The sequence below is a fragment of the Campylobacter sp. FOBRC14 genome (assembly GCF_000287855.1).
Classification (GTDB): domain Bacteria; phylum Campylobacterota; class Campylobacteria; order Campylobacterales; family Campylobacteraceae; genus Campylobacter_A; species Campylobacter_A curvus.
Map to the genome: position 1 here is coordinate 1 of NZ_ALJJ01000010.1, position 11757 is coordinate 11757.

10 protein-coding genes are annotated in these 11757 nt (G+C 46.2%); 6 read left to right on the top strand and 4 right to left on the bottom strand.

Going from position 1 to position 11757, the window contains the following annotated elements; all coding sequences use genetic code 11:
- The 4 genes from HMPREF1139_RS11870 to HMPREF1139_RS05350 all read left to right on the top strand — a co-directional run.
- Window positions 1-205 (top strand): hypothetical protein (locus HMPREF1139_RS11870; RefSeq protein WP_232209604.1); only part of this gene is annotated, 205 nt, incomplete at its 5' end.
- A complete protein-coding gene (locus HMPREF1139_RS11720; RefSeq protein ID WP_197736219.1) occupies window positions 193-879 on the top strand; it encodes a serine hydrolase domain-containing protein in 687 nt (228 codons plus the stop codon). The genes HMPREF1139_RS11870 and HMPREF1139_RS11720, both read left to right, overlap by 13 nt.
- A complete protein-coding gene (locus HMPREF1139_RS11725; protein WP_211436878.1) occupies window positions 836-1216 on the top strand; it encodes a hypothetical protein in 381 nt (126 codons plus the stop codon). Before HMPREF1139_RS11720 ends, HMPREF1139_RS11725 begins: the two co-directional genes overlap by 44 nt.
- A gap of 30 nt (window positions 1217-1246) precedes the next feature.
- Window positions 1247-2539, top strand: coding sequence for a citrate transporter (locus HMPREF1139_RS05350; protein ID WP_009650374.1), 1293 nt, complete (start codon window positions 1247-1249; stop codon window positions 2537-2539).
- 38 nt (window positions 2540-2577) lie between these two features.
- On the opposite strand, the gene HMPREF1139_RS05355 is transcribed toward HMPREF1139_RS05350, so the two are convergent.
- A complete protein-coding gene (locus HMPREF1139_RS05355) occupies window positions 2578-3231 on the bottom strand; it encodes a GntR family transcriptional regulator (protein WP_009650372.1) in 654 nt (217 codons plus the stop codon).
- Window positions 3232-3298: 67 nt separating this feature from the next.
- Entirely contained in the window at window positions 3299-4276 is a 978-nt protein-coding gene (locus HMPREF1139_RS05360; RefSeq protein WP_009650375.1) for an asparaginase, read from the bottom strand.
- Window positions 4277-4428: 152 nt separating this feature from the next.
- On the opposite strand from HMPREF1139_RS05360, the gene HMPREF1139_RS05365 reads away from it, so the two are divergent.
- On the top strand, window positions 4429-5706 hold the full coding sequence (locus HMPREF1139_RS05365) for an SLC13 family permease (RefSeq protein WP_009650376.1): 1278 nt from the start codon (window positions 4429-4431) through the stop codon (window positions 5704-5706).
- A 291-nt stretch (window positions 5707-5997) separates the two neighbouring features.
- A complete protein-coding gene (locus HMPREF1139_RS05375) occupies window positions 5998-6357 on the top strand; it encodes an SDR family NAD(P)-dependent oxidoreductase (RefSeq protein ID WP_009650378.1) in 360 nt (119 codons plus the stop codon).
- 225 nt (window positions 6358-6582) lie between these two features.
- Here the strand turns inward: HMPREF1139_RS05375 and polA are convergent, their stop codons facing one another.
- Window positions 6583-9222, bottom strand: coding sequence for a DNA polymerase I (gene polA, locus HMPREF1139_RS05380; RefSeq protein WP_009650370.1), 2640 nt, complete (start codon window positions 9220-9222; stop codon window positions 6583-6585).
- Between the two features lie 331 nt (window positions 9223-9553).
- The coding region (gene uvrA, locus HMPREF1139_RS05390; RefSeq protein ID WP_034966169.1) for an excinuclease ABC subunit UvrA at window positions 9554-11757 on the bottom strand (2204 nt) is incomplete at its 5' end.

An 11757-nucleotide genomic window follows, 5' to 3' on the forward strand; every position in this document is an offset into this window, starting at 1 on the left:
TTTTCTTAAAAAGGAGAATATCATGATTCAACTGATGCAAGGTTTTCCACCTGCTGCTGATACCCAGGTGGATTTAAGCAATTGGCGTAAACCGCCGTTTAACCGCTGGGCATATAGCCATGTAAATGAGATCTGCCTTCCGCTACCATATTCAACGATCCAAACAATATCGCTCCTCTTGCCAAAACGGATGTGTTGGAGCTAAAAGAATTTAGCCTGCAAAGCGGTAGCGAAACGCTTGATATAAACAAGTGGCTTGAGCAGACATATACTGATGGTATCGTGATTTTACGCAAAGGAGAAATTGTATTTGAAAGATATTTTGGTGAGATGCACCAAAATAGACCCCATATTTTCATGTCTGTTTCAAAGTCAGTTTTAGGTCTCATATATGGCATACTCGTAGAAAAGCTAGGGCTAAATTTAGATCGAGAAATAAGCACCATTATCCCCGAAATTAAAGGTTCGGCGTTTGAAGGTGCGACGCTACGAGATCTACTTGATATGAGAGTGGGCGTGGAATTTGACGAAAACTATCATGCTACTCATGGGGCGATCATAGCTTACCGTAAGGCTCAAGGCTGGGATCCTTTTTTAAAAGATGATCCCGTGATGAATTTACGTGAATTTTTCCCGACATTGAGTGCTAAAGACGGCGAACACGATAAGCGTTTTCATTACGTTTCGCCAAATACCGATTTACTGGGTTGGGCGATAGAGCGTTTAAGCGGCGAGCGATATGCCGATTTAGCCAGCAAATACTTATGGCAACCTATGGGAGCGGAACAAAACGCCTTTATAACGGTAGATCGTATTGGTACGCCACGTTGTGCGGGTGGCTTTAACGCCAACTACCCGCGATTTGGCTCGCATCGGTAGGTTGTTTGCTACCAAAGGGAAAGTAGGTGCGAAGCAGATCATACCTGAAAGCTGGATAGATGATATTTTGAATAATGGCGATGAGCGAGCTTGGAATAGCGGCAATTTTTATGAGCTCTACGATAAAAAACCTATACATTACCGCTCGAAATGGTATGTCGAGCACGGCAAAAATCCGATGATATTCGGGCTTGGAGTATTTGGGCAAAATTTATTCGTAGAGCCAAATTCCGACCTAGTTATAGCTAAATTTTCATCTCAACCTTTGCCGCTTGATGAAAATTTTAACCGCCTTACGCATAAAGGCGTAGATAAGTTAAGAGATATGTTGCGTTAGCTTTAAGTTTTTAAATTTAAGGAGTGTATTATGGATACTCACATCATTGCGCAATTATTGATGATCGTCGTGCTGGTTTTAATGATAAGCGGCAAAACGCCGTTATATATCACGGCGATCATCGGATCAACTATCGTTGCCCTAGTTGCGGGCTTTCCATTTTCAGGAAAAGAGGAATTTTCCATCGCTAGCTTAGTAAAATCCGGGCTAAATCCTGTCATCGCCGACATGACAGGCGTATTGTTGTTTCTTGGAATTTTAGAAGGCTCTGGATTTTTAGCGATCATCGTTCAGTCTGTCATTAGGCTGGGGATGAGAATGGGTGGAGCTCCAGGCGTTTGTGCTGCAGGCAGCATCGCTGCTGGCATAATGGGGATGCTTACCGGGTATTCGCCGCCTATCGTTACCGGCGCGATCGCAGGTCCTGCGGCTATTAAAATGGGTGCAGATCCAAATCAAACCGCAGGCACTTTAGGACACGCTGGCGGACTTGGAAATTTTGGCGGTTTTACTCATCCTACTCAAGTGGCTTTGATCGCTACGGTAGGTATCGGCTTTGGCTTGATAAATGTAGTCGGTGCTATTTGTGCATTGACGATTATATTCGTCTCATTCACCCGTATGTATTTTTATATGAAAAAGCGAAATTTACTGCTTTCTAAAGAGCAAACAAACGAGATGGTAAAAGAGCTCGAACGATCGTCTGAATCAAAGCAAGTCAGTGCATTTATCGCATTTTTGCCATTTATCGTGTTGATCTTAGGTTTTATCGTGGGGCTACCGGTTTTCATCGTCGGTGTCGTGTGCGGCGTGCTTGTGATGTTACTTGCCAAAATAAATCTTGCTCAAGGCGAAGCCATGATGATCGAGGGTTTGCAGCGCATGGCGATCCCACTAGTTGCAACTATCGGTTTTCTCTATATGTCAGGCGCGATCAAACATATCGGACTTATCAATACCATAGGCGAGCTACTCGAACCTATGCTTAGTGTATCTCCGATTTTAGTGATGCTTTTGGTCTCTATTTTTGCAGGCACGATCACACAGTCGTATTCCGCTTCGGGAGCGCTTACTATACCGATGCTAACTGTAGTCATCGCCGCTGGGGCGAACCCTCTAGCCGCTTGCGTAGCAGCAGCTAGTGGTAGCGCATTGACTCAACACTTCTTAACGGGCGGTCCCGTCGCAAATTTGCCGACTCTGATTCCGGTTTGCGAAGGCTCAGATCTAAAAACGGCTAACCGCTTTCAGCGCCCGTCTATTTTGTGTGGCGTAGCTACGGTCATCATGTTTTCATTTTTATTAAACGCTATTAGTTTATGATTCATAGCGGGCGTAAGCTAAATTTGCGCCCGTAAATTTCAAAGGCTGTTGTTTATTGCTTCCTCTAATATATTTTTAGTCTGATCGGTATGTTCTACGCTTAGTTTTATGAGCTCTTCTAAATTTTTATCCTCATAAGCTTTTAGGATCGCCCTGTGTTCTTCGTTAGACGATTGGATATGCGAGTTTTTGTATAGCAGCGACAGCGAAACGTACGGGATCGCCGCGCTTATTAAATTTTCTACTATCGCAAACGTCCTACCGTCCATCTCGCTTTGCCAAAAGCATCGATGAAACTGGGCGTTTAGTATCGCCCATTCGTTCACATCCTCGCACGCCTCTATACTTTGTTGAATTTCAGTAGCCTTTTGCAGATATTTTTCGTCGTAATTTTTAAATCCGTCAGCTATAAGCTTGGGCTCCAATAAAATTCTCAAATCGTAAATTTCTTTTGCATCTTCGTAGCAAAGCCCCTTTACGATGGCACCTTTATATGGATCGAAACTTATCAGACCTTCGGCGGTCAAAACTTTCAGCGCCTCTCTTACGGGGGTCGAGCTAACACCGAGTCGTTTTGAAATTTCATTTTGTCTAAGCCTCTCGCCCGATTTTATTTTGCCTTTCAATATATCTTGACTTAGGCTGTGAACTATAAATTCCGCCGTAGTCATAGGGCGGCTACCATATACCATCTATCTAACTCCAAATTTTTGAAAGCATTATACAAAAAATAATATAAAAACAGCCCAAGCGTTAAATTCAGAAATTTTCAAATTCCTCTTTTATCCTTTTAAACGGCGTTTCATTCGCGATCAAAATCATAAGCAGCAATCTCGCTTTAATGGCAGATAGCCAGCCGGACATTATGCAGCCGCTTTTTTGTAAGTCGATTTCGGAGCCTTTATATCCGTATGTTTTAACAGCGCAAATTCCACTACCCGTCCTAGACGATACGACGATTGGAATTTTTAATTTGCAAATTTCATCCGCCATGTCAAAAGATACGTGCCCGGCGCCAAATCCGTTTATTACCAAACCTTTAAATTCCGAATTCACGATCATTTTTATCATCTCGCCGCCATTGTCCAAATAGCTTTCCACGATAGCTATTTTAGGAAATTCTTTAAGCGGCAAAGGATATACCTTTCTATCTACCGTGGCTGATATATATTTTGCCTTCCCCTCGGCTATGACGCCTTGAATTCCTGCGTTTACGGATACAAAAGTCTGCAATGAAAGAGTGTTGCTTTTGTGCGCCCATTTTGCCGAATGTATCGTGTCGTTTAGCACTACCAAAACCCCTCTATTTTTGCTTTCTAGCTCAAGCGCCGCGATGACGGAAGCATATATGTTTCCCGCACCGTCGGCGCTGATGTTATCGGCATTTCTCATCGCACCCGTTATGATTAGCGGCGCTGCTTCATCCCATATCAAATTTAAGAAAAAAGCGCTTTCTTCCAAGCTGTCCGTCCCTTGAGTGATTATCACGCCGCGAGCTCCGCTCTTTACCTGCTCTTTAGCCCATTTATAGACCCTAACCAGATCGACTATTTTTAAACTGCCACTTGGCAAAGCCAGTATCGTTTCGGCTTTTATCTGCGCCATGTCTTTTAAAATCGGCACCGCCGCGATGAGTTCGGCTGCGCTGAAACTGGGCTTTACACCGTCTTTACCGCCGTTTGCGCTCATACATATGGTTCCGCCTAGCGCACCAATAGAAATTTTTGGTTTTGACATTTTGCTTTCCTTTCTTTTTAAAAATTATGAAATTATACTATTTTTTAAAAAAATTTTCCATTTAATATATCTAATATTATATATAATTTTTCAAAAAAGTTGTATAATACGTTTTGAATTTTAAAGAAACTTCATAAAAGAAAGGAGCGCAAATGTTGATCGCAGCGCAATGCGTTATGATTTTAACGCTTTTATTGATGATAAGTGGTAAAACACCACTTTACACCACGGCCATAGTCGGATCTGCCATAAGTACGCTAGTAGCGGGTATACCTATCACGGCGGCGAAGGGCGCGGTCTCTTTAGCCTCGTTGATAAACGGAGGTCTAAACCCCGTTATAGCCGATATGACGGGAATTTTGATGTTTATAGGCGTCATGCAATCTAGCGGCTTTATGGACGTCATAATAAAAAATATAGTAAGGCTAGGCAATAAACTGGGCGGCGGCGCAGGCGTTGCTACGGCAGGAGGTATAGCAGCGGGCGTCATCGGAATGCTTACGGGTTTTACACAGCCTGCTATCACCGCCGTTATCACGGGGAGTGCATCCATAAAATTAGGAGTAGATCCCAATAGATCCGCCGGCATCCACGGGCATGCCGGAATTTTAGGGAATTACGGCGGATTTACGCATCCGACGCAAGTAGCCGTTATCGCGGTCAGCAATATCGGTTTCGGGCTAATAAATGTTATTGGCGCTTTGGTCTCGCTTTGCGTTTTCGCGTGCGCGTTCGTGAGATTAAAAAGGCATCAGAAAAAGGAGGGAATTTCGATTTCTAAGGAAGATTTAGAAAAAATCGCCAAAGAATTCGAAGCTAGCAACGACAAAATTCCAGCTTGGAAAGCGTTTTTGCCTTTTTTGATGCTGTTCGCGGGCTTTGTCGCGGGATATCCCGTATTCATAGTAGGCACGGCAAGCGCGATATTTACCATACTTCTTTCGGTTTTAAATTTTAAAAACGGCGAAAACGATATGTTAGAAGGCGTAGGCAAAATCGCCACTCCTTTGGTCGCCACCATCGGCTTTTTGTTTATGAGCGGCGTCATAAAACAGATCGGTCTTGCAAATTTGATAAGCGAGGTTTTTACTCCGATGCTTACTCACGCGCCGCTGCAAAGCATGCTCATAGTCTCGGCTCTGGCGGGTTTCGTCACGCAAAGCAACGCCGCGTCGGTAGCCATAACCATTCCGTTTTTGCAAGCCGCACTTTCGTTGGGCACTGCAAGTCCTTTGTCGCTAGCCGTGATGGCTGCGGGAGGCAGCGCTATGATGCAGTATTACTTAACGGGCGGACCGGTCGCGGCGCTTGCGACCGTTATCCCGGTAATCCCCGGCTCCGAGCTTAAAGCGGCGAATAAATTCCAGCGTCCGAACATGCTGTTCGGGTTAGCGGTTTTGTTCGTGCTATCTTTCATATTTTCTATTTAGAGGCAGAATTTTGCGCTTTGCGGTGCGAATTCTTCACAAACTGCGCCGTCATCAAAGCGGCGCGGCGAAACCATAAAATTCAAACCGCAAAATTTCGCCGCGTCCGAGGCTTTCATAAGCGCCGTATAAACGCATGAAGCGGCGGAATTTATCTCGCTTGCTTTTAGGTTGGGTTTGAGCCGCGAAAATTTATTCAAGCGAAATTAAGGTATAATTCGACCGAAAAACGCCGCTTTGATGACATGGCGGGCAATTTAAAGCGAGATCAAAATTCCAAACAAAGGAGAGACGATGAAAAATACGGCATTCGTAACCGGCGCTACGAGCGGGTTTGGCGAGGAGATAGCGCGCGAGCTAAGCGCGCAAGGCTATAAGATCGTAGCTTTAGGGCGCAGGAGGGAGCGCTTAGAAAAGCTAGCCCTAGAGCTTGGCGATACGCACATCGTCGCAGCCGATGTTCGCGATAAGGATGCGATCTTTGACGCCGTTAAAAATTTACCCGAAAATTTTCGTGATGTCGAAGTGCTGGTAAATAACGCGGGTCTGGCGCTGGGTTTAGACGGCTTTGCGGATACGGACGTCAAGAATCTCGAAATTATGGTCGATACGAACATCAAGAGTGGACTTTTCGTCGATAAGAAAAATGGATAAAATTTATCGGCTCCGTTTCGATCAAATATCGATTTATTTTGGTAGAGTATTGATGCTTCCGGTAGCTGATTTTTGCACGGATAAGACTCGTAACCTTTAAATATGCTTTATTTTCTTGTAAGTATACACGGATGATGGGCGGTTAACCAAGCAAAATCAACGCTGCTCGTATCGATTTGCAGAGTGAGCACAACTCGGTTGCGCAAATCACTCAGCACCCCGAATTTATTTCAACTCGCCCCAGTTTTTCGCTACATTTAGCGACGTTTTTAACGGCACGTTTAGCTTATAAATTTCTTGCATTATCTTTTGTGCCGCCTCGCCAAACTCCGCCGCATGCTCGTCTGCGACTTCAAAAATCAGCTCGTCGTGGATTTGCAGCAGCATTTTTGCCCTCACGCTGCAAAGCGGGCGGATCTTTACCATCGCTAGCTTTATGATGTCGGCCGCCGAGCCTTGAAATATCGTATTTACCGCCTCGCGCTCATACATCGCAGTCTGCATTGGCGTTGCGTTTGTGAAGTCAAAAAATCGCTTCCTACCAAGCAAAGTCCGCACGAAGCCCTCATTTTTCGCCGCCGTTTTGATGCCCTCCAAAAAGCCCTTTATCGTAGGAAATGCCTTAAAATAGCGCTCTATATACTCCTTCGCCTCGGCGCGCGAGATATTTACCTGCCCTGCTAGCTTGCTCGAACCCATGCCGTAAATCAGACCAAAATTTATGCTCTTTGCTACGGCGCGGTTTTGCCCATCTGCGCTACCAAATATGCTTATCGCCGTGCGCGCGTGGATGTCTTCGTCGTTTTCAAACGCCTTTAAAAGCGCCTCGTCGCGGCTAAAATGCGCGAGCAATCTAAGCTCGATCTGACTGTAATCAAGCCCGACAAAGCTATATCCCTCCTTCGCCTCAAAGGTCTCGCGCACGTCTTTTGCTAGCGAGCCGCGAGCGGGGATATTTTGCAAATTTGGATTTTTGCTCGCGAGCCTGCCCGTACTCGTTCCAGTCTGGACAAAATTCGTATATATCCTGCTATTTTCATCTTTATTTGCTAAATTTAACAGCGGTTCGCAGTATGTGCTTTGCAATTTGTAAAGCTCGCGGTATTCGAGCAGCTTTGCTATCACGAGGTGTGCGTCTATTAGCTCAGCGAGCACCGCCTCATCGGTGCTGTAGCCCGTTTTGGTCTTTTTTTTCACTGGAAGTTTCAAATGCTCAAACAGCACCGCACCAAGCTGTTTGACCGAATTTATATTAAAATTTTCGCCCGTAAGCTCATAAATTTCGCTCGTTAAAATTTTGATTTTTGCGTCGTTTTGCAGGATCAAATTTTGCATTTTTTTCTTGTTTATCGCGATGCCAACGCTTTCCATATCAAAAAGCGTGAGGATAAAAGGAAACTCGTGTGCGTTTGCAAGTTCGATGAGCGCGGGGTCAAGCAAATTTAAAAAGCTTTTGTAAAATTTCAGCGTTATCCACGCGTCTTCGGCAGCGTATTTGGCGGCGTTTTCTAGTGGCACGGAGGCAAAGGTCTCGCCCCGCCTCACCACGTCTTCAAATTTGATCGTATCGTAGTTGTATAGCCGCTTTGCCAGCGCGTCCATACCCACAGCCTGCGACGGGTCGGCAAGCCATGCCAGCACCATCGTATCTTTAAATTTTACGGGCGGTTCGAGCCCTAAATTTCGCTTCACGACCTTAAAATCATACTTTAAATTTTGCCCGACGACACAGCCTTTGTAAATCTGCCCCACCGCCCACGCGGCAAAGTCCGTGCCCACCTGCTTTGGCGCACCAAGATAGCTGTGAGCGACTGGCACGTAGTAGGCGTTCTCGTCGTTAAAACAAAAGCTAAATCCCACGAGCTTTGCACTCTGCGTGTCGATGTCCGTAGTCTCGGTGTCAAAGGCGATGATGGTCTCCTCGGTGATGTTTGCTAGCAGGCTTTCGATCGCGCTTTCGTCGGTCAGTAAATTTGCATTAAAGCCAAGCTTAAATTCGGCGTTTTCACCGCTATTTTGGAGCGATTTTAGCACGCGGCTAAGATCAAATTCGCGCAGCATATCAGCGACTTTTAAAAGAGGGTTTTGCTGCGGAAATGGTGCGTCCGCAAAATCCACCATATCAGGCGCATCATCAAAAAGCGTAGTTAGCCGCTTGCTCAAAAACGCGCTCTCACGCCCGGCGGCGAGCATCTCGCGCGTGCGCTCGTTTCTAACGAGGGCTAAATTTTCGTAAATCGCCTCCAAGCTGCCAAACTCGGCGAGCAGCTTTTTCGCCCCGACTGCGCCGATGCCTTTGACGCCGGGGATATTGTCCGAGCTATCTCCAGCGATCGCCAGAAAATCGCGAATCTGCTCGGGGCGCACACCGTATTTTTCCACGCAGCTTGCCGTGTCATGTTCGATCTTGCTAAGCGGGCTATAAATGCTGACCTTGCCGTCCTCGATGAGCTGATAGAGGTCTTTGTCATGCGTTACGACGCGCACGAACACATCCTGCGACTTGGCGAGCCTCACTGCTGTAGCGATGATGTCGTCGGCTTCGTAGCCCTCGCGCGAGATAGCGCAAAGCCCCATTTTCTCGATCATCTCGATGCAAACGGGCAGCTGCTCTTTTAGCGCGGCGGGGGCTTCGGAGCGGTTTGCTTTGTAGTCGCCTGCGATCTTGTGGCGCAGCGTCTCTCCCTTGCCTTCAAGCGCGAAAATGATGTAATCGCTTGGGAATTCGTTTTTTAAATTTAAGATAAAATTTGCAAATCCGCTTATCATCCCACTTGGCTTGCCGTCGCGGTTTTTGAGGTTTGGCATGGCGTAGTAAAGCCTGAAAAAGAAGCCAAAAGTGTCGATTATCGTGAGTGTTTTCATCGTTTTTCCTTTGGCATGATTATGGCAAATTTGAGTTAAAATTTAGGTTAGAGAGATACTTCTTTAATGCTAGGATAAGAAGCTTAAATCAACAAGACACATCGAATAAACTATGTATAGTTATCATGTCTTTGAGAAAATTCAGAGATATCAAAAATAGATTTTGGCTCTATAATGTAAAAATCGGCAATGATAACGTCGTTTTGTAGGATTTTACTCAAATACTAGTCGCGTTCTCCTACTCTTGAAGGCCAAAATAATACTTTATTTAGAGCAAAGCCTAAATTTTAAAAAGAGTAGCCAACTATACAAGTAAGCCAGCTCTTTTAAATCAATACAAATTTATTTTTTTACCCTTTTTACCCATCTCCGCCAATTCCCCAGCCAAAAATTCTCCCGTATAACTCCCCGTCTTTTTGAAATTTTTAGCCACGTCTTTGACGCTACCTGTAGCGATTATTTTACCGCCCTTTGCGCCACCTTCCGGACCCATATCGACGATGTAGTCGCAGTTTTTGATGACGTCCATATTGTGCTCGATGACAAAGACCGAGTTACCAAGCTCGACAAGGTGATGTAGCACGCGCACGAGGCGATCGACATCGGCAAAATGCAGCCCCGTGGTAGGCTCATCAAGGATATATAGCGTATTTCCCGTGTCCGTGCGGCTTAGCTCCTTTGCGAGCTTGACGCGCTGCGCCTCGCCGCCGCTTAGCGTGGTCGCATTTTGCCCCAGCGTGATGTAGCCTAGCCCCACGTCTTGTAGCGTTTTTAGCTTTTGATAAATTTTAGGCACGGCTTTAAAAAACTCCAAAGCCTCGTCGATGCTCATATTTAGCACATCTGCGATCGATTTGCCTTTGTATAAAATTTCCAGCGTCTGCGCGTTATAGCGAGTGCCACCACATGCGTCGCACACGACATTTACATCGGGCAAAAAGTGCATCTCGATCGTGATCTCGCCCTCGCCTTGGCACTTTTCGCAGCGTCCGCCCTTGACATTGAAGCTAAATCTACCGATCTTGTAGCCTCTTAGCTTAGCTTCTTTTGTCTGCGCAAACAGTCCGCGGATCTCGTCCATCACGCCCGTATAGGTTGCTGGATTACTGCGCGGTGTGCGTCCGATCGGACTTTGATCAAGGTAGATCACTTTGTCTAGATTTTCAAGTCCGCCTAAATTTACTCCCGCGACCTTTTTTACTTTCTTTGCGCGGTTTAGCTGCTCCTGCGCTTCTGGTAGCAGGGTTTGCAGTACCAAGGAGCTTTTACCGGAGCCACTTACACCTGTGATCCCTACCAAATTTCGCAGCGGAAAGCGCGCGGATAAATTTTTGATATTATTGATATTTACGTTTGAGATTTCCAGCCACTTTTCTTGCTTGCGGTTTTGACGGTAGTTGATCGTTTTTGTGCCGTTTAGATACTGCGCTGTCGTGGTGTCAGACGCTAGCAGCTCCTTTACGCCGCCTGCAAATATGACGCTGCCTCCAAATTTACCCGCTCCCTCGCCGATATCCACGACGAAGTCCGCTTCCTTTATCGTCTCTTTATCGTGCTCCACGACGATCACGGAGTTGCCCTTGCTTTGCAAGTTTCGTAGCGTCTTGATGAGCTTTAAAGTGTCGCGCTCGTGCAGCCCGATACTTGGCTCATCGAGCACATACATCACGCCGCTTAGCCCGCTGCCGATCTGGCTTGCGATCCTGATACGTTGCGCCTCGCCACCGCTAATAGTGCGTGCGTCGCGTCCGAGAGAGAGATAACCAAGCCCCACGTCAAAAAGAAAATAAAGCCGCTCGTTTATTTCTTTCAGGATAGGCGCGGCGATCATCTTGTCCTGCTCGCTGAAATACTCGAAATTCGCCCCGTTTGAGAAAAATGCCGTGCTCTCCTCGATACTCATATCCAAAATTTCACCGATCCCGCGCCCCGCGACTTTGACGGCGAGCGACTGAGGCTTCAAACGATGTCCGCCACACGCCGAGCAAATTTTCTCGCTCATATACTCGTCAAAGTCTTTGTAGTCTTTTAGCAGATTGTGCGAAATTTTGACCGCGCCCTCGAAGGCTCGCGTGATCTTGTGCCGCTTCCAGAAAAACTCGACCTCCTTTACATTGCCGTAAAGCACGAGCCGCTTTTCATCTTCGCTTAGCTCATAATAAGGCTTGCTCACGTCGATGCCGTTTTGCTCGCAAAAAGCCAGCACGAATTTATAATAGTAGCTCATATTGTAGCCATACAGCAGCTTTATCGCGCCATTTTCGATGCTCTTTTCCTCGTCGATGACTTTGCTAAGATCGAGGCTATATCTGATGCCTAGCCCGTCGCAGCTCTCGCACGCGCCCTTTGGCGAGTTGAAGCTAAAACTAAGCGGTTCAAGCGGCGTGAATGAAATTTTACAGTCAAAGCACGCCATATGCTCGCTGTAATGTATAAATTTCTCGCTTAAATTTAGCTCTTCGGCGTTTGTGATCTCCACTTCGACCTCGCCGTAGCTCTCTGTAAGCGCCTTTTCCACGTCTTGGGCGAGGCGGG

Bases quoted from the DNA above. Each gene is read 5' to 3' on its own strand.
- HMPREF1139_RS05375 (WP_009650378.1), top strand. From the start codon at position 5,998: ATGAAAAATACGGCATTCGTAACCGGCGCTACGAGCGGGTTTGGCGAG.
- HMPREF1139_RS05350 (WP_009650374.1), top strand. From the start codon at position 1,247: ATGGATACTCACATCATTGCGCAATTATTGATGATCGTCGTGCTGGTT.
- HMPREF1139_RS05365 (WP_009650376.1), top strand. From the start codon at position 4,429: ATGTTGATCGCAGCGCAATGCGTTATGATTTTAACGCTTTTATTGATG.
- HMPREF1139_RS05360 (WP_009650375.1), bottom strand. From the start codon at position 4,276: ATGTCAAAACCAAAAATTTCTATTGGTGCGCTAGGCGGAACCATATGT.
- polA (WP_009650370.1), bottom strand. From the start codon at position 9,222: ATGAAAACACTCACGATAATCGACACTTTTGGCTTCTTTTTCAGGCTT.
- HMPREF1139_RS05355 (WP_009650372.1), bottom strand. From the start codon at position 3,231: ATGGTATATGGTAGCCGCCCTATGACTACGGCGGAATTTATAGTTCAC.